The following is a 22,043-nucleotide window of genomic DNA, read 5'->3' as shown; positions in this document are numbered from 1 at the left end:
CCAAATGACCACCGCTGCCTGACTTTAGTCTAAGTTTGACAAGCGAGCATCTTGGAGGGAAATGGGTATAATGAATGATCTCTGTCCCAGATTGTGCTGGGTCGAGCATGGAAAAGCAATGGCATTGACAAACTATTACTTTTCATTTGCATGGCTAATGGCTATCTGAACACCGCGTTACAAATTATAACTTAGGAAGCATGCTCATGCTCTGCATGAAAAAGAAGAGTGGCTCAGTCACCGCAGTAACACGGACGTCGATAGGTCTCCCAACTTAGCCCTTAGCGACAGATGTCGCGATAATGGAATGCACATGGTGTGCAAATAATACACAAGGTAACTTTGTTACCTTAGCTTGGGATTATAAAAGTTATATGAACACAAATCGTGAACATGAGTGTGATGTATTAGTGGTAGGGAGTGGCGCGGCAGGTTTGTCGTTGGCTTTGCGCGTTGCTAACCACTGTAAGGTGATGGTGCTGAGTAAAGGACCACGCAGCGAAGGGGCTACCTACTATGCTCAAGGCGGTATCGCTGCCGTATTTGATGAGTCAGACACCATTGATTCACACGTTGAAGACACGCAAATCGCCGGGGATGGTATTTGCGATGAGGAGACCGTAAGGTTCATTGCTGAGCATTCAAAAGAGTGTGTACAGTGGTTGATTGACGGTGGTGTCCCATTTGATCGTGAAGAAGATGACTCTGACGATGAACCTCGCTACCACTTAACTCGTGAAGGTGGTCATAGCCGTCGTCGTATTCTTCACGCGGCAGATGCGACAGGTATGGCGATGCAAACCTCCCTGCAAGATAACGCTCATAACCATCCAAACATTCATGTTCTCGAACGTCACAATGCTCTGGACTTAATCACCGAAGACAAAATTGGCGGTGATAAAAACAAAGTTATCGGTGCTTATATTTGGAACCGCAACGAAGAGCATGTCGAAACCGTGCGAGCCAAATTTGTGGTTCTCGCTACAGGTGGTGCTTCAAAGGTTTATCAATACACCTCTAACCCAGATGTGTCGTCTGGTGATGGTATTGCGATTGCTTGGCGTGCAGGGTGTCGTGTGGCTAATATGGAATTTAACCAGTTCCATCCGACGTGTTTATATCACCCAGAAGCACGTAACTTCTTGCTAACTGAAGCGTTACGTGGCGAAGGTGCTTACCTGCGTCGTCCAGATGGTTCTCGCTTTATGCCAGATTTCGATGAACGTAAAGAGCTTGCTCCGCGTGACGTCGTGGCTCGTGCTATCGACTTCGAAATGAAGCGTTTAGGCGCCGACTGTATGTATCTCGACATCAGTCATAAGCCTGCTGACTTTATTACGAAACACTTCCCAACCATTTATTCACGTTTGATGGATTTGGGCATCGACATGACTAAAGAGCCAATCCCAATCGTACCTGCTGCACACTACACTTGTGGCGGTGTCATGGTGGATAGAAATGGCTGCACCGATCTGAAAAATTTGTATGCGATTGGTGAAGTTAGCTACACCGGGCTGCACGGTGCTAACCGCATGGCATCAAACTCACTTCTCGAATGCGTGGTTTATGCTTGGTCTGCGGCAAAAGATATTCTAAAACATCACACTAACGTTGAGCTACCCTCACAGGTGCCATGTTGGGATGAAAGTAAAGTAACCAATAGTGATGAAGAAGTGATCATTCAGCACAACTGGCACGAGCTTCGTCTGTTTATGTGGGACTACATGGGCATTGTGCGAACTGACAAGCGTTTAGAGCGCGCCTTACGCCGTATCCAACTGTTGCAACAAGAAACACACGAGTACTACAGCAATTTCCGTGTGTCGAACAACTTATTAGAACTGCGTAACCTTTTACAAGTCGCAGAGTTGATGGTTCGTTGTGCGATGCAGCGTAAAGAGAGTCGAGGTTTGCACTACACGCTTGACTATCCGAACCAACTGGAAAACAGCGGCCCAACGATTTTGGTTCCAGCTAAACAGCTTTAACTTTACCAAGTAAACTATTACATCAGCAGGGAGCATTAGCTCCCTGTTTCATTTCCCATTGGCGTAATACCAAAGATAGTTGACGATACTGCTCATCGTCACAGCTATCACGCCAAATCGTAACACTACGGCCAGATTGCAATTGGAATGTTATCTTGAATGGTGATGTCGATGTATCGACTCGCTGTAAATGACCCTTTTCGGACTCAATATCTTCCGAGCATTCGCCATACTCAAGGGCATCAAACCTAACCGAGCCATCGCAGTGCACATACCAATGCCCATGACTTGTAGGTTGAACAAGGCCTTGGCTTGAGAGAGCCTTAACAATCAGTAATAACAAATAAGTCGATAATACGAGCGGAACACTAGAGAAGATAACAGCCCAAGTCATCAATAAGAAAAGTACAACATTGAAGACTCGGGCAGTCAGAGAGGGAGAAGCAGTAAAATTAACGAACTTTGCTGAGGTTATGGGCGACAATTTTATCAACCATTGCTGCATGACCTAAATTTTCGCTACGGCCATGCCCCATTACCCAAGTAAACAGATCAGGATCATCGCATTCAAGTAAAGAAACAAAGTCACGCTGCTCTTGTTCACTCAGAGTATCAAAGCACTCTTCAAAAAACGGCATAATTACTACGTCAAGCTCAAGCATGCCTCGACGACAAGCCCATTTAATACGCGCTTTTTCTTCCGGAGTGTACATTCACTATTCCTTCATAGATGTCTTGTTGTTAGTGCGGAGTGTAACAAGTGATGTGCTACGTCACTAGTGTGCGGGTCACAATACGATAGTGAAAGCAGACAAATGTTGATTCGTAAATCGCTCCCCTAGTATCTCAAGGTTATTTGGGTATAACATAGCGGAAAAATATCTTCAAAAGGCATTGTAATTATGGAATGGCAAACTCGTTTTTCAGCATTACCTCTCTCAACTCAAGACGCACTTCCAGAGTTATCTATCTCACTGCTGGATAACTTCGGCATGATCACCATGATCGGTGACGATAAAAAATCATACTTACAAGGTCAGGTTACCTGCGATGTTGTTTCTTTAGAAAAAGACCAATCAACACTGGGCGCACATTGTGATGCGAAAGGCAAAGTGTGGAGCGTGTTCCGCCTTTTCCATCATCATGATGGCTACGGCATGATCCAACCAAAATCGGCGATTGACGTAGAACTTAGTGAAATAAAGAAATACGCCATTTTCTCTAAAGTAACGATTGAAGCTTCTGATGACGTTATCTTAGGTGTCGCTGGCGTCAAAGCCGATGAATTCATTTCAACAATGAGCAAGACAACTGGCAGCGTTCGCCCAGTTGACGGTGGCACAGCAGTACAAGTTGCCCAAGATCGCTGGTTACTGATATTAAGTGCGCCAGAAGCACAGCAAATCGTTGAAACTACCGACGCTGTCTTTACGACAAATGAGCTTTGGAATCGTTTCGATATTAAGGCAGGTTTACCATTTGTCTCTGCATCCGCGCAGAATGCTCACATTCCACAAGCACTTAACGTGCAAGCTTTAGGAGGCATAAGCTTCACAAAGGGCTGCTACACGGGACAAGAAACGGTAGCACGAGCGAAGTATCGCGGTACCAATAAACGTGCGATGTATATCGTAAAAGGTGCAACTTCTGCTCCATTCAGTGACGAACCAATTGAGCTCGAACGCAGCGTAGGTGAAAACTGGCGTTCAGTAGGTGCTTTATTAAATCACTACCAGTTCAGTGACAATCATGCGATTGGCCTGATCGTGCTGCCTAATAATCTCGATGAGGACACTCGTCTTCGTTTGGTTGCGCAACCAGAGTGTGAATGGACAATCGAATCACTGCCTTACAGTCTTGATGATGAGTAATACAATCCATACTCCTTTGATGCAATTTCTCACAGACCAACACATTCCGTTTCGTCTGTTACCGCATCAAAGACCAGCAACCACCATTGAGGATGCCGCGCACCAACGCGGCATTCGCCCTTCTCAAATGGTGAAAGCAATCTTGCTACGAGACATGGGTAATCAATATGCACTCGCCTGTGCGCCAGGTGATCGTAGCGTTGATCCCAAAAAAGTGCGCTCGTTACTGAAATGTCGCCGGATGACTTGTGTTGATCAAGCCGACGTTGAGTCCATCACTGGTTACAAAATTGGTACTGTCACTCCTCTGTTACTCAAACGTCATATGCCAATCGTGTTCGACCCTAGCTTACTAGAAGAACAGGAAGTCACGATCAGCAGTGGCGATCGAATGGCTGGGCTGGCGCTTTCTATTCAAGATCTTATCCAATTGTGCCAGCCGACCGTAGCTGAGATCTGTCGTTAATCGTCTAAAAACAATGTAATGACATGTAGTGTTTCTATCACTGCGTGATCTCGCTCATATCTACAAAAATAGACATGAGAATTTTTAATCACATATAAAACATAAATAGTCACAAAGATAAAACTCGTATATGCTGAATTTGTTGGTTAAGTTTCAAACAAGCACTTAACCAATATAAAGTGAGTCAGCTAGCTGAGTGACAGCATTCATGCAGTTAGTTATCCACTTTTGTGTAATGCATCTGTGACTATTCGCCCGCTGAAGCGGGCTTTTTTTTACGTGGAACTTTTTCTCTTTCATTTCCTCTAATCGTTAGAACGTAAAGTGTGTTACGCGAAGCACGACCTTAATAGAAACAACTAGCAAACAACCGTTTTCGTTCTATTCTTAATTCTGTAACAAAACTATTGCTTAATGCGTCACGTAAAAAGGAGTGTATTGGCGTAAGGGTTCCTTTAGAGAGGTTATTTTTGGGGTAATCCTCACGCTATTTAAGAGATGACACTGTCAAATTGTCTAAGACAACACAATTCTCTGACGCAACACCCTACATCTGTATTTAATACTATTGCTGTCACAATAATTTTCGCGTCCAGAACGTAGAATACCTAGGCTAGGTTAGATAAAAGGAAAGTAAATATGAGACTGTTTAAGCGCTATACACCAAGTATGATTGCTAAACATATAAGTCGTCTTTTTAAAGGAAGAATTTATATTTACGGGGTCGGTAGATTCGAGTTTGATAACGGTAAGTTAATACTGCCGGAGAAAGCAGAGCAACGCCATTTCCGAGCGGTCAAAGAGATCAATCAAGAAATAATGAAACTCCGATGCGCATATGCTTAGCAAAATGTTGATAAAACAAAGGCTGGATTAACCAGCCTTTTGTGTATTTGAAGTTTGCTTTGCACTTACTGACGCGCCAGATCCGGCAAGTGTCCCTTTAAACCAAGCGCGCGCTTCATGATCTCATCTTTCGCTCCCGGCAGTTGCCCCGCTAAACTCAAGCCAATGCCACGAACAAGCTTCTTAGCAGGGTTCTCGCCAGAGAACAAATCTCGAAACCCTTGCATAGTAGCGATCATCTTTGCCGCTTCCGCTTTTCGCCAACGCTCGTAGCTTCTTAGGTTGCGTTTACTGCCGATATCTTGACCCTGCTTCCAAAGTGCTAATACTTCTTGAGCAAGACTGGCCGCATCTAATAAACCTAAATTCACACCCTGCCCCGCTAATGGGTGAATGGTATGGGCCGCATCACCAACCAGCGCGACTCGCTCGACAACAAAATCTCGCGCATAGCGCATTTTCAAAGGAAACGCAGCACGCTCTCCCACTACTTCACATAGACCAAGTCGAGCATCAAACTCACTCGTCAACGCTTTATTGAAATCATGTTCACTCATCACCACTAACTGCTCTGCTCGATTTGGCTCCGTGGACCAAACAATAGAGCACATATCTGGTTGCGACATTGGCAAAAATGCCAACGGTCCGTGAGGAGTAAATATCTGGCGCGCAATGCTGTTGTGTGGCATAGCAGTTTTGACATTCGCGACCAAAGCATGATGACCATAGTCCCAATGCGTTAATGGAATATCCATTTGATGGCGAAGCCACGAATTCGCCCCATCGGCTCCGACCACTAATTTAGCGGTCATGGCTTGGCCATTATCGAGCATCAGCCAGCTTTCTTGCTCACCGACCGCGAGAGTCGCGCAACGTGCGGGCATAAACATCGTGACGTTATCGAGCTTTTGGACTTGTTCAAGCAGCGCAAGTTGAATCACACGATTCTCAACAATATGCCCTAAATCAGGTTGTGCCATACTTTGTGCATTAAATTCAATGCTGGCAAAGCTATCTTGTTCCCATACTTCCATGCCATGGTAAGGCGAAGCTCGGCGCTGTTCTATGCCCTGCCAAGCACCAAGTTTACGCAAAATCGTCTCACTAGAGCGGCTCAGCGCAGACACACGAACATCGGGCAATTCTTTCAACGAATCATCTGGCACTTTACCTTCAATAACGGCGACACGCAGATCACTGTCTTTGAACGCGGCAGCAAGTGCCAACCCAACCATCCCTCCGCCGATGATGGCGATATCTACACTTTGCATCATTGCTTTTTATTACCTAATTCAGTGCGGCCGTTCATCGTTTTACCAAGCCAAGTGTATGGCGTAGTAGCGGCTGCTTAAAAATAGAAAGGTTATCCATCGCTGCTAAGGCAGTATTTCGGCCAATTCGCATCGCGGTTAAATCATTTGAAAAAACATGCACCAAGGCACTGGTTAGCCAAATAGTTTCGCTTCGATCTGCTTCTCTACGTTGACTAAAGCGCATCAGGCCTTGATAAAGACCCACATCCTCACTTTGCTGCACAATTTCTTCTGCTAGTGAGACTACATCGCGAATACCGAGATTAAAGCCTTGTCCAGCTATCGGGTGCAGCGTTTGCGCCGCATTTCCAACAATCGCAAAGCGATGTGAAATATTTTGCTTTCGATGGCGAAGAAGCAATGGGTAACTTGCACGGCGCCCCACTTTTTTCATCGCGCCTAAACGCCAACCAAAATCGTTCTGTAAACGCTGGAGAAATGCTTGATCAGATAACTCAAGAACGGCTTGGGCTTCTTCAGGGTGCAAACACCAAACTAAGGACATTCGATTGTCACTCATTGGCAATAAAGCAACAGGGCCATTTTCAGTAAAACGTTCAAAGGCTCTACCTTGATGAGGTTCTTGAGTCACAATATTGGCAATGACAGCCACTTGTTCAAAATCTTGCTCAGAAAGTTCTAGACCAATTTTCTGACAACAGGTCGAAACAGCACCATCTGCAGCCACCAACAGTTTTGCTTCAAGTTGCTCACCACTTTTCAACGTCACATGGGTACAGTTTTGCTCGCGCTCGATATCGGTAACGGAGTCAGGACAAAACAGCGTAATGGATGCGCTACTGTCTAATAATTCTTGATATACACGCCCAACATCGGCTAATTCTACAACATACCCTAGAGCTTCAACCCCAACCTCTTGCTTGGTAATCTCCGTCATCCCAGCATGAGAACGGTCAGAAACGTGGATATGTTCAATGGGGGTGACAAACGGTTCTACTGACGTCCAGAGCTGTAGTTGACGCAACAGATTGACAGTACCGTAAGACAATGCGATTGAGCGAGAGTCAAAACCAGGGTGCATATCTGATTGCGCTTTAAAAGGCTCAACGACGGCAATGCGGAGCTTTCCCTGAGACAAATGGTCAATCGCCAATGCTAACGTTGCACCAGCCATGGCACCACCAGCAATGACTACATCATATTGCTTCATACTAACCTCTGGACGGTCTACGATTAGTGAATAGTAGGTTTTTTGTCGCTGCTTTCAGGACGAACACCAAATTCAGCATGGATCGTTAGTACGCAAGCTTTGATGTGCTCAATCACTTGCTCTAGCAATTGCGCTTGTTCACCAAGATCGTCATCTTCATCGATGCCTAATTTGGCAATCTCTTCTAGGTCAGCCAGTGCTTCTTTAGCGTCATCAGATGCTTTATTAAGCGCAACGCCTGCTAGACCTAACCCAGAAATAAAGTGGTTTACAAAGTCGGACACACTGTCGGCTAATGCGAATAAGCCTTCTTCGCCCGGCTCATCTGGCAATAGTAAAGACAGCTCCATTGATGTGCCAGTAAGCTCATTAACAGTAACGTTGAATATGCTCTGAGCAAAAGTGAGTGCTGTCGAGGGCCACCCCATCCCATCATTGGTGTAGTCAAAAAGAATCGGCTGCCAAGTTTGATCATTGATCGCCAATCCACCACTTAACATGCCAACAAATAAGCCATGTAACTCCGCCGGTGTCACAGCCAGGCTTGCCGATTGCAGTTCAGCAGCAATAGATTGGTATTCAGGAAGGGTGATTTCACTCATAACTTGGCTCATTCTTGCGTAATAATGTATTGGTATATCCTACCATCAAGGTTAGTGGTCTGAAACGGCTATCAAATTCAATTTTGGACAGCATTTGTTCAATTTGTCCAATTCCTGTGTGATCTCGTCATCATTTCTCTTTCTGTGATGGGAAATGCTTGAATCTTAATAGCGGTTTTCCTATAGTTTGCTCCTCGGTAGTTGTATGAAGCAACACCTTAGATAGCGCGAATATAGAGTTTATTCATCATGAGCAATCAAGCGATCGACGTTGAAATATTAGGCAAACTTACACGAGTGAATTGTCCGACAGGACAAGAAGAGTCTCTTGTTGCAGCGGCAAAAGATCTGGATCGCCGATTGAAAGAAATGAGCGAACGTACTAAGGTAACCAATGAAATCCAACTGCTGACCTTTGCTGCATTGAATATTTGCTATGAGTTGCACACCAAGTCATACGAATCCAATGGTCAACAGCAAGAAATTACTGAGCGAATGGAAAAGCTCACCGCGTCTTTAGAGAACGCATTAAGCAAAGTTACGCAAGGACAGCAGTAAATACAAAATTTACCCTGGGGTGTGCGTCAGCAGGATTTAAGTCCCTGAGCCGATAAGCAATACCTAAGGGTTAGTATTTGGTAACTATTGAGCAAGCTCGGCATGCACCGAGAAGCCTACGGTTGTCATTGCTGATCCGCCTTGAACCAGCTGGTTCAAGGGCCACAATCCTCAACGGCACCCTGGGGTATTCTCTCTATGTCAGACCTCTCTCGACAAGACTTCCGCAAACTGATTCGTGAAAAGCGCAACGCTCTGTGCAGTGATACGCAATACCAAGCGGGAATCGACCTTATTACTCAATTTTCCCAACTTCCTGAAATCGATCAGGCGCAACATATTGCCATCTACCTTTCTGCAGACGGTGAGCTTGATACTAAACCGCTCATTGAATGGTTATGGCAACAGGGAAAATCGGTTTATCTGCCCGTCATCCATCCCTTTTCTAAAGGTCAGTTACTGTTTCTTCAGTATGTAAGTGATGAACAGCTCGTCTACAACAAGTACGGCATCTTAGAGCCCAAGCTCGATATCAGGCACCTCAAACCCGTTCGCCAGCTTGATTTAATCTGCACGCCTTTAGTTGGGTTCGACAGCATCGGACACCGCTTAGGCATGGGCGGGGGGTACTACGATCGTACTCTGTCACGTTGGTTTATAACTGGAGAGGGAGCTAAACCTGTCGGTATCGCTCATGACTGCCAACATGTAGAACGCTTACCAATTGAAAGCTGGGACATTCCATTACCTAAGATCGTGACCCCAAGCCAAATATGGCAATGGGAAAGTGACAAGTAAGCCGCTATAATCACGCCCGCAAACGTTAACAAACATCTATTCAGGAGATTGGCATGACTCAAGATGAAATGAAAAAAGCGGCTGGTTGGGCAGCACTAAAATATGTTGAGAAAGGCAGCATTGTCGGTGTTGGTACTGGCTCTACCGTGAATCACTTCATCGATGCACTAGGCACTATCAAAGATGATATTAAAGGTGCAGTGTCTAGCTCTGTCGCTTCAACTGAGCGCCTTAAAGAGCTTGGTATTGAAGTATACGAGTGTAACGATGTAATGAAGCTGGATGTGTATGTTGATGGCGCAGATGAGATCAACCCAGCACGTGAAATGATCAAAGGCGGCGGCGCGGCTCTGACTCGTGAGAAAATTGTCGCAGCAATCTCTGATAAGTTCGTATGTATCGTTGACGGCACTAAAGCAGTTGACGTACTTGGCCAGTTCCCATTGCCTGTTGAAGTAATCCCAATGGCACGCTCTTACGTGGCTCGTGAATTGGTAAAACTAGGTGGTGATCCAGCTTACCGTGAAGGCGTTGTGACTGACAACGGCAACGTGATTCTGGATGTGCACAATATGCAAATTACCAACCCGAAAGAAATGGAAGACAAAATAAACGGCATCGCTGGTGTCGTGACTGTGGGTCTTTTCGCTCATCGTGGTGCAGACGTAGTGATCACTGGCACACCAGAAGGTGCAAAAATTGAAGAGTAAATAACAGCCTAAAATGAACCTATCTGGTTCACTTTTCTGTTATTTCATTACATACGGTGCTGCAAGGCACCGTTTTTTATTCCTTTCTATAAGAAAATTATCTCTTATTCCGTAATTTTCTTACCCAAAGCAATTTTTTTTTGTTACTTTATTGAACAGAAGACGCACAGGGAAACGTTTGTCTTCCTACAAAACTGTTAATTATCCCCTTTTTAATAGTTTTGCCCAATGTGCGCCACATTAGCCCACCTTTCCATTTTAAGGACGAGAAAAAATGGCCAAAGTTTCACTGGAAAAAGAAAAGATTAAGATCCTCTTGTTAGAGGGACTCCACCCTTCTTCAGTTGAAGTTCTTCAAGCAGCTGGTTATACCAACATTGAATACCATAAAGGTTCCCTTCCGGAAGAAGAACTAATTGAAGCGGTAAAAGACGTGCACTTCATTGGTATCCGCTCCCGTACGAACCTATCCGAAGAGGTAATCAATGCGGCGAACAAGCTGGTTGCAATTGGCTGTTTTTGTATTGGCACTAACCAAGTAAACCTAGACGCAGCAGCAAAACGCGGTATTCCTGTCTTTAATGCACCATTCTCTAACACTCGAAGCGTGGCAGAGCTTGTACTTGGGCAAATCCTTTTACTAGTGCGTGGTATTCCTGAAAAGAATGCTCTTGCACATCGCGGTATTTGGAAGAAAAGTGCAGACAACTCTTACGAAGCTCGTGGTAAGTGCCTTGGCATTATCGGATACGGTCACATTGGTACGCAGCTTGGTATTATTGCCGAAAACTTAGGTATGCGCGTTTACTACTACGATATTGAGAACAAACTGTCCCTTGGTAATGCGACGCAAGTACATACCATGAGTGAACTATTGAACAAATGTGATGTGATTTCTTTGCACGTCCCCGAAACACCGGAAACGAAAAACATGATGGGTGAAGCTGAATTTGCTCGAATGAAACCAGGTTCCATCTTTATCAACGCGGCACGTGGCACCGTTGTGGATATTCCTGCACTTTGCCATAGCTTAGAAGCTGGTCACCTTGCCGGCGCTGCAATTGATGTATTCCCAACTGAACCAAAAACAAATGCTGACCCGTTCGAGTCTCCTTTACAAAAATTCGATAACGTCATTCTCACTCCACACGTTGGTGGTTCAACGCAAGAAGCACAAGAGAATATCGGCTTAGAAGTGGCGGGCAAACTGGCTAAGTACTCTGATAACGGCTCGACACTTTCAAGCGTAAACTTCCCTGAAGTGTCATTGCCAGAACACAGTGGTGAGTGCTCTCGTCTGCTTCATATCCATAAGAACCGTCCTGGTATTCTAACTCAGATCAACACCATCTTTGCTGAAGAAGGCATTAACATTGCCGCGCAGTACCTACAAACAGCCGCTGAAATAGGCTACGTAGTGATCGACGTTGAAACTGAACGAGCAGAAGAAGCTCTAACAAAGCTCAAAAACATTGAAGGCACAATCCGTGCTCGTATCCTGCATTAAACTGTGAAATAGAAATGACAAAGGCAGGGGTTGTAACTCCCTGCCTTTTGCTTTTTACTGTTTGCTAAGCCTTACTTTAGCTTATAAATGACATCGACTTGATCGCGAATGATCATGGTTGAATCTTGGTAGCTATTCGCTCCTTCTTTACTATCCATCGCCATTGAACGCATTAACACAGGCTGAACGTGCATCTGTCTGTAATTGATCTGCCATACATCGCCCAACTTTTTCTCAAAACCAGTCGCTAATGACCCTGCTTTTTCTCTTGCGTCCTTAATCGCAGCCATTCGTGCCTTTTGCTGATACTCGGCTTGGTTGCTTACCTTAAGTTGAATATTATCGACCTGATTAATTCCCGCTTCTAACGCCATATCTAGGTATTGGTTAAGGTTTTTCAGATCCGTCACCGTGACATCAATACTGCGAGATGCTCGATACCCAACAAGTTCTGCTTTTCCTGATTTAGGGTAATGGTACTGAGGAGCAAGGTATAAATTCGAGCTAGTAATATTGTCTTTTGACAAGCCGGCATCCGACAAGCTTTTTAGAAACTCTTCAACGGTTTTATCTACGGACAATTTCGCTTGTTCAGCCGTCATTGTCGTATCGACTACTTTTACAGAAAACGTAGCCATATCAGGTGTGGCCGTCACTTCGCCATACCCCGTTGTCGTAACATGAGCAAACTCTGGCGTATTCGCCAAAACTGAAGCACTGGTAAGGCTGAGTGCTGAAGCCAGCAAAAATGAATACAATTTCATTCAATAAATCCATCCATACAAAATTAAGTACTTAATCTCAGATTCCAACATCACTATCATGGCTGAGAAAGCGTGTGGTTTCATAATAGAAACTTCCGCCGATTATCCAAGCACCCATAGTGACTTCTAACACAACTTTGACTATGTAACATTGGCGTAATTTTTAAACAAAACACACTTAAGTTAACGATATGCAGCTCTGACAAACTTATTGAGGTAGATGCTGCTGCGCATACCCGACTATCGCGTGTGAGATTTCTTGTAATACCCCAGTTTCTAACTGCCAGTGGTGCCAATAAATCCGATGGGACATTAAAAAACCTGGAGTCACATCAACCAACACACCTCTGTCTAATTCGTCGGTAATTTGCAAGCGGGGGATCAAGCAATAAGCAACACCAGCTAACGCCACTTTTAGAAACGCTTCAGAACTACTGATGTTGTGATGAATAACGCTGTCAGGATTGACGTTAAAATGCTCGGTAAGAAATGTTTTATGTAGATCATCATATTGGTCATATGAAACGGCCGGTGCTTTTGCCAATGTCTGATTATTTACGCCTTTAGAAAAATAACGCTGATAGAACTCTGGGCTCGCGACACAAACATAATCGATGCGACCTAAATAGTCTGCTCTGCATCCGGGGATTGGCTGGGACTCCAAGCTGATCGCTCCTGTCACTTCGCCACTTTTGAGTTTTTCAATAGAGCGGTATTCACCATAGATAGTCAGTTTTAGTTCAACTTGACGCTGCTTCATAACATTTTTCAGCGCTGGCAGTAGCCATGTTGCAAGGCTATCTGCATTAGTCGCTAAAGAGAGTTGCACAGGTCGCGTACTGGTATCATTTTTTAGTTCGGGGAGAATTTCATGCTCTAGCAAGCGTACTCGCCGATAAAGACCCAACAATTTTTTACCAATTGGCGTTGGCTTAGGTGGCTGGCTTCGAATTAAAACAGGCTGCGCGAGAAACTTCTCTAACTGCTTGATACGTTGAGAAATGGCGGATTGAGAAACAAATAAATGCTCGGCAGCACGCTCAAAGCTACCCTGATAAACTATAGCGTCTAATGCCTCAATCCATTTGTAATCTAACCCTCGCATACCTTCCCTCTCACTCTTGATCAAACGCCTCCCGTTAAATTAGTCTATCTAATGTAAGATTAAAATCATTAATTATACTTATTTAGATAAACGCTTTATCTTTCCCCTCTATGTAAATGTATTTGTTATTTTGAAGTGAGGTGAAGTGTGAACTTGTGGGTTCTATTGCAAGGTTTTGGTTTAGGAGCATCAATGATCATTCCGATCGGCGCGCAAAATGCGTATGTTTTGAATCAAGGCATAAAGCGTAACCACCATCTAACAACCGCCACTATTTGTAGCGTGCTAGATATGATTTTCATCTCTCTAGGTATCTTTGGTGGTGGTGCAATTCTGTCTCAAAATGAAATCTTACTGACGTCGGTGACACTTGGCGGTATTGCTTTCTTGAGCTTCTATGGACTGCTCTCGCTAAAAAGTGCTTTTAAGCCAGAGAGTGAATCGGAATCAAAAGGGGAGATCGTAGCTCGAGGTCGTCGAACGGTTATTCTAGGTGCGTTAGCTGTCACTGTGCTTAATCCGCACTTATATTTAGATACAGTCGTTATTCTAGGTTCGATCGGTGGACAATTTGAAGGCCATGATCGCATTGCTTTTGCACTAGGTACGATTATGGCTTCCTTTGTTTGGTTCTACACTTTATCGATAGGAGCAGCCAAACTAGGTCCAACACTCTCTAAACCAAAAGTGAAAAAAACCATCGACATTGCAATCGCAATGATGATGTTCACAATAGCGTATATCTTAGCGAGTGAGCTTATTGATAAGTATTGGTAATCATAAGGTAGTAAGGCAGCAAAGACATGGAGTCACTAAAACGTATTTATAACAACAATAGAGATCGATTCAACGCGCTCTCTATTCCTTTTCGTGAATGGCAGCACGAAGCCATCTTAGACTTTGAGACAGATATACGCATTGCGAGAGAGCTTGGTTGGACGGGTACGCATACCAAAAGCCTCTTTTTAACACTCAAAGGACAAGGTTACGCAGTTTATCTGACAGATAAGGACTCGCGCCTCGATGCCAAGCAGATTAAAGCGATTACAGGTAAACGTCCCTCTATTTGTAATGATGATGAAATGGTCGAAGTGTTAGGTTGCGTACCCGGCGCGGTTTGCCCAATAGGCTTACCGGAATACATCACTATCATTGTTGATACCAATCTCTATCAACATCAAGAGTTGCTCTATACGCCTGGCTTACCTGAGTTCACATTTGGATTTGCAGGTAAACATCTAAAACGCCTCTTACTTGCTGGTCATCACACCCTTTACGAAATATAAAAAAGCGAGGCCTATTGGCCTCGCTTTTGAATATCGACTGCTTTTGATTAAGCGTCGACTTTGTTCAGGTGAACATCCATTTGTGGGAATGGAATCTCGATACCATTTTCATCCAATGCTTCTTTAATACCTTGCATTGCATCAAAGTATACGCCCCAGTAATCTGCAGTTTTCACCCATGGACGAACCACAAAGTTAACTGAAGAGTCTGCTAACGTAAGTACACCAATTGTGATATCTGGGTCTTTCAAGATACGTGGATCTTTCTCTAGCGTCTCACGAATCACTTTCTTCGTTAGTTTAAGGTCTGCTTTGTATGAAACACCAATCACTAGGTCGACACGTCGTGTCGCATGGCGAGAGTAGTTAGTAATGGCACCGCCGATAACTGAAGAGTTAGGCACAACAACCATTTTGTTGTCTGGTGTTTTTAGAACGGTTTGGAAGATTTGAATTGCTTCAACACTACCCGCTACACCACCGATTTCTACGTAGTCGCCTGATTTGAATGGACGGAACGCAACAATAAGTACGCCTGCTGCAAAGTTTGATAGTGAACCTTGTAGTGCAAGACCAACAGCAAGACCTGCCGCACCAATCACAGCAACAACAGAAGCGGTTTGAACTCCTAATCGACCAAGAGCCGCGATTAGCACGATTACAAATAGCAAGTAACGAACAAGACCGTGAATAAATTCAACGACGGCCTTATCCATGTTTTTCTTTTCTAGTACTTTAGAAACACTACCAGCGACTGCCTTAACGATAAGATTACCGATAAACAGAATAAGCACCGCAGAGATAATGTTCACACCGTACTGAACCAGTAGATCTGAATTGTTTGTCAGCCAAGTTTCAGCCTGAGTTAGACCATCCGTTAAAGTGGTATCGATACCCACCGATTCACCTGCCATAATTCTTATCCTCAAAAATAAAGAGATATAAATCCAATTGCCGTTAATTTATGAACCTTGTTTTTTAAAGGCTCTTTTCTAAAACAACATCCCTATTGCTCCACTGAACAGTGTCAGATTTTTGGCACAATATCCCAACTCTGACTTTTTTCAAAGTCAGAGTTTCGCAAAGATATGCAAAACAAGACTTTATCAGAGCTTTCTGACACTGACTTGTTACAGGTTACGCAATGCACTCTGATTTCGCCACTCTTAAGACTGATATTCCCATGTTTTCTTTAAAAAAAACGTTAAAGGTGAGATATCTCACTAGCAAATACAACCTAACGCATAAAAATATCGGGAGAAAGCAGAGGGGAAGAAAATGATAGATATAAAAAAACCCGCTCAAAGAGCGGGTTTTTAAGTAACTTAATCAGTAACGATTATAGTACGTCAACTGCGTTAAGGTCAGCAAATGCTTGCTCTAGACGAGTAACCATTGAAGCTTGGCCTGCACGTAGCCATACGCGTGGATCGTAGTACTTCTTGTTTGGTGCATCTTCACCAGTTGGGTTACCGATCTGACCTTGTAGGTAATCGTGGTTTTCAGCTTCGAACTTACGGATACCATCCCAAGTAGCCCACTGTGTATCAGTATCGATGTTCATTTTGATTACACCGTAGCCGATAGATTCACGGATTTCTTCTAGAGAAGAACCTGAACCACCGTGGAATACGAAGTTTAGAGAGTTTGCTGGAAGACCGAATTTCTCAGAAACGTGCGCTTGAGAATCACGTAGGATAGTTGGAGTTAGTACAACGTTACCTGGCTTGTATACGCCGTGTACGTTACCGAAAGATGCTGCGATAGTGAAACGGTGGCTGATTGCGCTTAGTTTCTCGTATGCGTATGCAACGTCTTCTGGAGAAGTGTATAGCTCAGACGCATCCATATCAGAGTTGTCAACGCCGTCTTCTTCACCACCAGTACAACCTAGTTCGATTTCTAGAGTCATGTTCATTTTAGCCATGCGCTCTAGGTACTTAGCAGAAATTTCGATGTTCTCTTCTAGAGACTCTTCAGAAAGGTCGATCATGTGAGAAGAGAATAGTGGCTTACCAGTTTGCGCGAAGTACTCTTCACCAGCGTCTAGTAGACCGTCGATCCAAGGAAGTAGTTTCTTAGCTGCGTGGTCAGTGTGTAGGATTACTGGAACACCGTAAGCTTCAGCTACAGCGTGAACGTATTTCGCACCAGCAACAGCACCTAGGATTTGAGCTTCTTGACCTTCAAGTTTTAGACCTTTACCAGCAAAGAAAGCAGCGCCACCGTTAGAGAACTGAACGATAACTGGAGCTTTAACTTTTGCAGCTGCTTCAAGTACTGCGTTTACAGAGTCAGTACCCACACAGTTTACTGCTGGAAGTGCAAAGCTGTTTTCTTTTGCAACTTCAAATACTTTCTGAACGTCATCGCCAGAGATAACACCTGGTTTTACGAAGTCGAAGATCTTAGACATGGATGTAATCCTATTTATCTGTCGTTTTTAAACAAAACTTGTTAAGTTGAAAATCTTGCAAACGTTTGCTCACAACTGAGGCTATTCTAGCAGAGTTCCTCACACGTTGCAGCAAACAAGAAAGCGGGAGAATCACTCCCCCGCTTTGCTTTAATTACTTAGCGCGTGCTTCTAGCATTTCTACTGCTGGAAGAACTTTACCTTCTACGAACTCAAGGAAAGCGCCGCCGCCAGTAGAGATGTAAGATACATCCGCTTTGATACCGAACTTGTCGATAGCCGCTAGCGTGTCACCACCGCCTGCAACAGAGAAGCCTTCAGAAGCTGCGATAGCTTCAGAGATACCTTTAGTACCTGCTTCGAAGTTCTTGAATTCGAATACGCCTACTGGACCGTTCCATAGGATAGTCTTAGCGTTTTTAAGGATTTCAGCTAGTTCAGCAGTTGAATCTGGACCAAGGTCGAAGATCATGTCGTCGTCTTGTACTTCAGAAACGTGCTTGATTTCAGCTTCTGCGTTCTCGTCAAATGCTTTCGCACATGCAACGTCAGTTGCTACTGGAATTGCACACTCGTCCATTAGCTTCTTAGCTGTTTCAACTAGGTCTGCTTCGTATAGAGACTTACCAACGTTGTGGCCAGCAGCTGCGATGAATGTGTTAGCAATACCACCACCAACAACGAGTTGGTCAGCGATTTTAGATAGAGACTCAAGAACAGTTAGCTTAGTAGAAACTTTTGAACCACCTACGATAGCAACCATTGGACGAGCTGGCTTGTCCATTGCTTTGCCTAGCGCTTCTAGTTCGTTTGCTAGTAGAGGACCAGCACATGCTACGTCTGCGTGCATGCCAACGCCGTGAGTAGATGCTTGAGCACGGTGAGCCGTACCGAATGCGTCCATTACGAATACGTCACATAGTGCTGCATATTTCTTAGATAGCTCTTCGTCGTTTTTCTTTTCGCCTTTGTTGAAGCGAACGTTTTCAAGAACAACAAGTTCACCCGCATTTAGCTCTAGGCCATCTAGGTAGTCTTTTGCTAGCTTCACTTCGCAATCTAGTGCGTCGTTTAGGTAGTTAACAACTGGTTGTAGAGAGAACTCTTCAGCGTATTCACCTTCAGTTGGGCGACCTAGGTGAGACGTAACCATTACTTTAGCGCCTGCTTCTAGGCAGTGCTTAATAGTTGGAAGAGATGCGATGATACGTGCATCCGAAGTTACTTTACCGTCTTTTACTGGCACGTTTAGGTCAGCACGGATAAATACACGTTTACCTGCAAGATCCAGGTCAGTCATCTTGATTACAGACATGATGTGTCCTCTCAAATATTTAATAATTAAAGTTTTTGAAAACTCGGCAACCCTGCCAAGCCTGTTAATTCTTCAAACTGGTTATAGATATGGAGATATTATGGATTTATTTCAAGGCTTGAAATAAAAATTCTCCATCACTTCTTCGTCATTACTGTTCCACTTGCGAAGAAGCTTGCATTGCTAAGGCAGTATCCAGCATCCGGTTAGCAAAGCCCCATTCGTTGTCGCACCAAACGAGCATTTTTACGAGTTGCCCGTTACTCACTCTAGTCTGGCTTCCATCCACAATCGCACTATGGGGGTCGTGGTTAAAGTCGATGGAAACGAGTGGCGATTCAGTATAGTCAACAATGTTACGTAATGTACACTGAGATGCGTTAACAATGGTTTGATTTACGTCATTAACTTTCACATTTGTACTAATTGTGACACTTAAATCCATTGCAGTGACGTTAACCGTTGGAACACGAACAGAAATTGCTTCGAATTTGTTGGAAAATTTCGGGAAGATTCTTTCAATCCCCTTATGCAACTTAGTGTCCACCGGAATAATAGATTGGCTTGCAGCGCGGGTACGGCGTAAGTCGTTATGATACGCATCAATTACTTGTTGATCGTTCATGGACGAATGAATTGTGGTAATGGTGCCAGATTCTATGCCGAAGGCTTCGTCTAATACTTTAATGATGGGAACGATACAGTTGGTGGTGCAAGAGCCATTGGAGACAACACGGTGCTCGTCTTTCAGAGTTTCGTGGTTCACGCCATAGATAATCGTATTATCTAGGTCGTTTGCGCCCGGGTGCGAAAACAGTACTTTCTTAGCGCCAGCTTCTATATGCGCTTGCCCATCGGCTTGCGAACCAAATACGCCAGTGCAATCCAAGACGATATCAACTTCTAAATCACGCCAAGGAAGTAATTCGATTTCGGAGAGGTGGAGAATGCGAATGGAATCATATTCACCGCTGTCATGATGAACATGCAAATGTTCTTGGTCATGGGAAATTTTTTTACCAAAGCGACCATGACTGGTGTCATATTGCAGTAGGTGTGCCATCGCCTCTGGCTGAGCTAGTTCGTTAACCACCACAACCTTGATCTGCTGGTGTTTTCCACTTTCATACACCGCTCGCAGAACATTACGACCTATACGTCCAAATCCATTGATCGCAACCTTTAGCATTTATCCTTCGCCCTACCAAAAATTTCGTGTCACAGATACTACCTGATCAGGCTGACAAACGCACCTGTTGAATCAAAGTAAAGCAGGATTAAAAAAGGTCGAGACTATGCTCGACCTTATTACAACGATAGATAATTAAAATGCGACGTCTAAACCTAACCAGTAGCGACGACCATCTTCAATATATCCGTATTCTTCGTAACTGATTTCCTCGTCCAGCAAGTTATAGATAGCGCCTTTAATACGAGTATTGTCGGTTAACTGGTATGTCACACCGGCGTCCACAAAGGTATAAGCTGGTTCTACAATACTGTTTCTTGATGGGCCAGTAACCGGATCCATTTCTTTACCTCGGTACGTGACTTTCGCCCAGCTCTCTAGATCTGTTGTCGTTTGCCAAGTCACATCCACATTAAACAGATGCTTTGGTAACTGCTGCAGCGGCATGCCTTTGTATTCACCTGTTTTTTGCTCTGAGTCGGTAAATGTGTAGCTCGAGCTAAGGTAAATGGTTTCCGTTAACGGCGATGCTAAGGTCGCTTCAATACCTTGTGTGACGGCTTCATCCACGTTAATACGGTACGTTGGATCTGCGCCCCATTGGTTTGGACCATCAGTACAGATAGTGTCTGGACAAACAACACGTGTGATCTTGTCTTTGAATTCGTTATGGAACGCTGTCAAAGAGACATCTAAGCCAGAATCACCTTGATACAAGACGCTGATTTCTTTGTTTAGCGACGTTTCAGGGTCAAGATCTGGGTTACCGTAGATATTACCGCCACCACTGACTTGCGCCCAGCCAGGAGTAATTTCACGTAATTGTGGAGAACGGAAACCTGTTGCCACACCGCCTTTCACCGTCCAAGACGGATCAACTCGCCATACACCGTAAACACGCGGACTAAAGTGCGCGCCATAGTTTTCGTCATGATCTAGACGACCACCAAGCGTAACGCTAAACGGATCGGCGATTCTCCATTCATCTTCAATGAAAACAGCCCACTGCGTATTCGATGTTTCAGTCTTCGATGACGCTTTGTTGGAGGTGAAATCCTCAAGCTCTGCATGAGTGGCGTCCACACCCGTCGTCAACGTATGGTTTCCGATACCAGTCACCAAGCTCGATTTGAACGTGGTGTTGGTGATCGTCATCTCACGAGATTTGTTCTCGCTCTCTTCTCGCTGTAAGTAAGTATCTGAAATGCCAATCGAATCCCAATCACCGTTGTGGCTTACCGTTACGTAATTACGACGATATTCATTCAGTGAGTCTTCACACCCACCACGACACCCAGTGGTCGGCACTGAAAGGCCCACATTACCACGACGACTTTGTGCCGACGTGCCACCTTCTAATTGCACCGAATGGCGCTCATTAATCTGGTAAGTCAGTTTTGAAGAGATACTCTGCATATCTTTATCTTCATAACCGTATTCGATGTCATCTTCTTCTCTGGTTGTGTACTGACCATATACTTGGAGAGATAAATTTTCAGCCAACGGACCATTAACGAAAAAGTTCGCGCTCTGCTCTCCCCCTGAGCGGCTATTCTCTTGTAGTACCGTGCCCAGTTGAACATTACCTGTCCACTCTAGCGCATCTTTTCGTGTGATGACGTTAATCACACCACCAATCGCATCAGAACCGTAAAGCGTCGACATTGGGCCACGAATAACTTCGATTCGCTCAATCGCTTGAAGAGGAGGTAACCAACCTTGTTCGATACCAGGACCGTCACTATTTGGACGAGTTTCACGCGTGCTTTGACGTTTACCGTCGACCAGTATCAAAGTGTATTTAGAACCCATACCACGGATACTAATGTCGGTGGTATCACCACCACCTGTCACGACAACACCTGGCACACTTTTTAGTGCATCAGTCACATCGCGGTAATAACGGGAGTCCAACTCCTCACGTGAAATAACACTAATACTTGCAGGCGCGTCCGCTTGAGATTGCTCGTAGCTTGATGCAGTTACAACCACTGTTTCCATTTTAGAAACTGCATCATTGGCAAAAACATGAGGGACACTGACGAAGGCTAAAATACCAGTTGCGGTAATAACTGGCAGTCTAAGAGTAGACATCTACATCTCCATAATTGATAATGATTATTATTTTCGAAAGTGAA

General features: G+C 44.4%; 22 protein-coding genes and 1 other RNA gene. 11 read left to right on the top strand and 12 right to left on the bottom strand.

Going from position 1 to position 22,043, the window contains the following annotated elements:
* The first annotated feature begins 374 nt into the window (after window positions 1-374).
* Entirely contained in the window at window positions 375-1,988 is a 1,614-nt protein-coding gene (nadB, locus tag R7Q41_RS11425) for an L-aspartate oxidase (RefSeq protein WP_005380947.1), read from the top strand.
* Window positions 1,989-2,010: 22 nt separating this feature from the next.
* Here nadB and R7Q41_RS11420 read toward each other — a convergent pair whose 3' ends face one another.
* The gene (locus tag R7Q41_RS11420; protein ID WP_318144501.1) at window positions 2,011-2,472 is read right to left on the bottom strand and encodes a protein YgfX; all 462 of its coding nucleotides are present in this window, start codon (window positions 2,470-2,472) and stop codon (window positions 2,011-2,013) included.
* Complete coding sequence (locus R7Q41_RS11415) at window positions 2,441-2,701, bottom strand: succinate dehydrogenase assembly factor 2 (protein WP_005380951.1); 261 nt, start codon at window positions 2,699-2,701, stop codon at window positions 2,441-2,443. Before R7Q41_RS11415 ends, R7Q41_RS11420 begins: the two co-directional genes overlap by 32 nt.
* A 189-nt stretch (window positions 2,702-2,890) precedes the next feature.
* On the opposite strand from R7Q41_RS11415, the gene ygfZ reads away from it, so the two are divergent.
* The 3 genes from ygfZ (at window position 2,891) to R7Q41_RS11400 (ending at window position 5,171) form a co-directional block, all read left to right on the top strand.
* Window positions 2,891-3,859: a tRNA-modifying protein YgfZ gene (gene ygfZ / locus R7Q41_RS11410; protein ID WP_318144500.1), complete on the top strand. Its 969-nt coding sequence runs from the start codon at window positions 2,891-2,893 to the stop codon at window positions 3,857-3,859.
* A complete protein-coding gene (locus tag R7Q41_RS11405; RefSeq protein ID WP_047103194.1) occupies window positions 3,852-4,325 on the top strand; it encodes an aminoacyl-tRNA deacylase in 474 nt (157 codons plus the stop codon). The genes ygfZ and R7Q41_RS11405 overlap by 8 nt, the downstream gene beginning before the upstream one ends.
* Window positions 4,326-4,964: 639 nt before the next feature.
* Window positions 4,965-5,171 (top strand): DUF1107 domain-containing protein, encoded by a 207-nt coding sequence (locus R7Q41_RS11400; RefSeq protein ID WP_005380970.1) that lies wholly within the window; start codon window positions 4,965-4,967, stop codon window positions 5,169-5,171.
* A 65-nt stretch (window positions 5,172-5,236) separates the two neighbouring features.
* Here the strand turns inward: R7Q41_RS11400 and R7Q41_RS11395 are convergent, their stop codons facing one another.
* From R7Q41_RS11395 to R7Q41_RS11385, 3 genes are read right to left on the bottom strand one after another with little or no spacing between them, the layout of a single operon-like run.
* On the bottom strand, window positions 5,237-6,445 hold the full coding sequence (locus tag R7Q41_RS11395; protein WP_318144499.1) for an FAD-dependent 2-octaprenylphenol hydroxylase: 1,209 nt from the start codon (window positions 6,443-6,445) through the stop codon (window positions 5,237-5,239).
* Between the two features lie 31 nt (window positions 6,446-6,476).
* The gene (gene ubiH, locus R7Q41_RS11390) at window positions 6,477-7,655 is read right to left on the bottom strand and encodes a 2-octaprenyl-6-methoxyphenyl hydroxylase (RefSeq protein ID WP_318144498.1); all 1,179 of its coding nucleotides are present in this window, start codon (window positions 7,653-7,655) and stop codon (window positions 6,477-6,479) included.
* A 23-nt stretch (window positions 7,656-7,678) separates the two neighbouring features.
* Complete coding sequence (locus R7Q41_RS11385) at window positions 7,679-8,257, bottom strand: YecA family protein (protein WP_005380976.1); 579 nt, start codon at window positions 8,255-8,257, stop codon at window positions 7,679-7,681.
* A gap of 249 nt (window positions 8,258-8,506) precedes the next feature.
* On the opposite strand from R7Q41_RS11385, the gene R7Q41_RS11380 reads away from it, so the two are divergent.
* The 5 genes from R7Q41_RS11380 to serA all read left to right on the top strand — a co-directional run bounded on the left by R7Q41_RS11380 (window position 8,507) and on the right by serA (window position 11,830).
* Window positions 8,507-8,815, top strand: a complete 309-nt coding sequence (locus R7Q41_RS11380) for a cell division protein ZapA (RefSeq protein WP_005384553.1) — start codon at window positions 8,507-8,509, stop codon at window positions 8,813-8,815.
* 8 nt (window positions 8,816-8,823) lie between these two features.
* Window positions 8,824-9,008: non-coding RNA, 6S RNA (gene ssrS, locus R7Q41_RS11375), on the top strand.
* Between the two features lie 5 nt (window positions 9,009-9,013).
* Complete coding sequence (locus R7Q41_RS11370; protein WP_017633556.1) at window positions 9,014-9,613, top strand: 5-formyltetrahydrofolate cyclo-ligase; 600 nt, start codon at window positions 9,014-9,016, stop codon at window positions 9,611-9,613.
* 53 nt (window positions 9,614-9,666) lie between these two features.
* Entirely contained in the window at window positions 9,667-10,323 is a 657-nt protein-coding gene (gene rpiA / locus R7Q41_RS11365; protein WP_005380982.1) for a ribose-5-phosphate isomerase RpiA, read from the top strand.
* Between the two features lie 274 nt (window positions 10,324-10,597).
* Entirely contained in the window at window positions 10,598-11,830 is a 1,233-nt protein-coding gene (gene serA, locus R7Q41_RS11360; RefSeq protein WP_017821632.1) for a phosphoglycerate dehydrogenase, read from the top strand.
* Window positions 11,831-11,901: 71 nt separating this feature from the next.
* On the opposite strand, the gene R7Q41_RS11355 is transcribed toward serA, so the two are convergent.
* Entirely contained in the window at window positions 11,902-12,594 is a 693-nt protein-coding gene (locus R7Q41_RS11355; protein WP_005384550.1) for an oxidative stress defense protein, read from the bottom strand.
* 208 nt (window positions 12,595-12,802) lie between these two features.
* Window positions 12,803-13,699, bottom strand: coding sequence for a LysR family transcriptional regulator ArgP (locus R7Q41_RS11350; protein ID WP_213872062.1), 897 nt, complete (start codon window positions 13,697-13,699; stop codon window positions 12,803-12,805).
* Window positions 13,700-13,846: 147 nt separating this feature from the next.
* On the opposite strand from R7Q41_RS11350, the gene R7Q41_RS11345 reads away from it, so the two are divergent.
* Both R7Q41_RS11345 and R7Q41_RS11340 read left to right on the top strand, forming a co-directional pair.
* Window positions 13,847-14,476, top strand: coding sequence for a LysE/ArgO family amino acid transporter (locus tag R7Q41_RS11345; RefSeq protein ID WP_151515121.1), 630 nt, complete (start codon window positions 13,847-13,849; stop codon window positions 14,474-14,476).
* 26 nt (window positions 14,477-14,502) lie between these two features.
* A complete protein-coding gene (locus R7Q41_RS11340) occupies window positions 14,503-14,985 on the top strand; it encodes a YbaK/EbsC family protein (RefSeq protein WP_318108918.1) in 483 nt (160 codons plus the stop codon).
* Between the two features lie 47 nt (window positions 14,986-15,032).
* On the opposite strand, the gene mscS is transcribed toward R7Q41_RS11340, so the two are convergent.
* The 5 genes from mscS to R7Q41_RS11315 form a co-directional block, all read right to left on the bottom strand.
* A complete protein-coding gene (gene mscS / locus R7Q41_RS11335) occupies window positions 15,033-15,899 on the bottom strand; it encodes a small-conductance mechanosensitive channel MscS (protein ID WP_005384548.1) in 867 nt (288 codons plus the stop codon).
* Between the two features lie 425 nt (window positions 15,900-16,324).
* The gene (gene fbaA, locus R7Q41_RS11330) at window positions 16,325-17,401 is read right to left on the bottom strand and encodes a class II fructose-bisphosphate aldolase (RefSeq protein WP_005380996.1); all 1,077 of its coding nucleotides are present in this window, start codon (window positions 17,399-17,401) and stop codon (window positions 16,325-16,327) included.
* Window positions 17,402-17,555: 154 nt separating this feature from the next.
* The gene (locus R7Q41_RS11325) at window positions 17,556-18,716 is read right to left on the bottom strand and encodes a phosphoglycerate kinase (RefSeq protein WP_005384547.1); all 1,161 of its coding nucleotides are present in this window, start codon (window positions 18,714-18,716) and stop codon (window positions 17,556-17,558) included.
* A 151-nt stretch (window positions 18,717-18,867) separates the two neighbouring features.
* On the bottom strand, window positions 18,868-19,905 hold the full coding sequence (epd, locus tag R7Q41_RS11320) for an erythrose-4-phosphate dehydrogenase (protein WP_053306782.1): 1,038 nt from the start codon (window positions 19,903-19,905) through the stop codon (window positions 18,868-18,870).
* A gap of 135 nt (window positions 19,906-20,040) precedes the next feature.
* Complete coding sequence (locus tag R7Q41_RS11315; RefSeq protein WP_005380999.1) at window positions 20,041-21,999, bottom strand: ligand-gated channel protein; 1,959 nt, start codon at window positions 21,997-21,999, stop codon at window positions 20,041-20,043.
* Window positions 22,000-22,043: the final 44 nt, after the last annotated feature.

Source organism: Vibrio sp. 2096 (genome assembly GCF_033339595.1).
GTDB lineage: Bacteria > Pseudomonadota > Gammaproteobacteria > Enterobacterales > Vibrionaceae > Vibrio > Vibrio alginolyticus.
The sequence above is the reverse complement of the archived record's forward strand: the minus strand, read 5'-3'. Positions and strand labels throughout refer to the sequence as shown.

What these genes read in the sequence shown, in the direction of transcription:
- mscS (WP_005384548.1), bottom strand. Translation starts at nt 15,899, where the DNA reads ATGGCAGGTGAATCGGTGGGTATCGATACCACTTTAACGGATGGTCTA.
- R7Q41_RS11400 (WP_005380970.1), top strand. Translation starts at nt 4,965, where the DNA reads ATGAGACTGTTTAAGCGCTATACACCAAGTATGATTGCTAAACATATA.
- R7Q41_RS11385 (WP_005380976.1), bottom strand. Translation starts at nt 8,257, where the DNA reads ATGAGTGAAATCACCCTTCCTGAATACCAATCTATTGCTGCTGAACTG.
- R7Q41_RS11395 (WP_318144499.1), bottom strand. Translation starts at nt 6,445, where the DNA reads ATGATGCAAAGTGTAGATATCGCCATCATCGGCGGAGGGATGGTTGGG.
- R7Q41_RS11405 (WP_047103194.1), top strand. Translation starts at nt 3,852, where the DNA reads ATGAGTAATACAATCCATACTCCTTTGATGCAATTTCTCACAGACCAA.
- ubiH (WP_318144498.1), bottom strand. Translation starts at nt 7,655, where the DNA reads ATGAAGCAATATGATGTAGTCATTGCTGGTGGTGCCATGGCTGGTGCA.
- fbaA (WP_005380996.1), bottom strand. Translation starts at nt 17,401, where the DNA reads ATGTCTAAGATCTTCGACTTCGTAAAACCAGGTGTTATCTCTGGCGAT.
- R7Q41_RS11325 (WP_005384547.1), bottom strand. Translation starts at nt 18,716, where the DNA reads ATGTCTGTAATCAAGATGACTGACCTGGATCTTGCAGGTAAACGTGTA.
- ygfZ (WP_318144500.1), top strand. Translation starts at nt 2,891, where the DNA reads ATGGAATGGCAAACTCGTTTTTCAGCATTACCTCTCTCAACTCAAGAC.
- R7Q41_RS11370 (WP_017633556.1), top strand. Translation starts at nt 9,014, where the DNA reads ATGTCAGACCTCTCTCGACAAGACTTCCGCAAACTGATTCGTGAAAAG.
- R7Q41_RS11380 (WP_005384553.1), top strand. Translation starts at nt 8,507, where the DNA reads ATGAGCAATCAAGCGATCGACGTTGAAATATTAGGCAAACTTACACGA.
- R7Q41_RS11340 (WP_318108918.1), top strand. Translation starts at nt 14,503, where the DNA reads ATGGAGTCACTAAAACGTATTTATAACAACAATAGAGATCGATTCAAC.
- R7Q41_RS11355 (WP_005384550.1), bottom strand. Translation starts at nt 12,594, where the DNA reads ATGAAATTGTATTCATTTTTGCTGGCTTCAGCACTCAGCCTTACCAGT.
- serA (WP_017821632.1), top strand. Translation starts at nt 10,598, where the DNA reads ATGGCCAAAGTTTCACTGGAAAAAGAAAAGATTAAGATCCTCTTGTTA.
- R7Q41_RS11350 (WP_213872062.1), bottom strand. Translation starts at nt 13,699, where the DNA reads ATGCGAGGGTTAGATTACAAATGGATTGAGGCATTAGACGCTATAGTT.
- R7Q41_RS11415 (WP_005380951.1), bottom strand. Translation starts at nt 2,701, where the DNA reads ATGTACACTCCGGAAGAAAAAGCGCGTATTAAATGGGCTTGTCGTCGA.
- nadB (WP_005380947.1), top strand. Translation starts at nt 375, where the DNA reads ATGAACACAAATCGTGAACATGAGTGTGATGTATTAGTGGTAGGGAGT.
- rpiA (WP_005380982.1), top strand. Translation starts at nt 9,667, where the DNA reads ATGACTCAAGATGAAATGAAAAAAGCGGCTGGTTGGGCAGCACTAAAA.
- epd (WP_053306782.1), bottom strand. Translation starts at nt 19,905, where the DNA reads ATGCTAAAGGTTGCGATCAATGGATTTGGACGTATAGGTCGTAATGTT.
- R7Q41_RS11315 (WP_005380999.1), bottom strand. Translation starts at nt 21,999, where the DNA reads ATGTCTACTCTTAGACTGCCAGTTATTACCGCAACTGGTATTTTAGCC.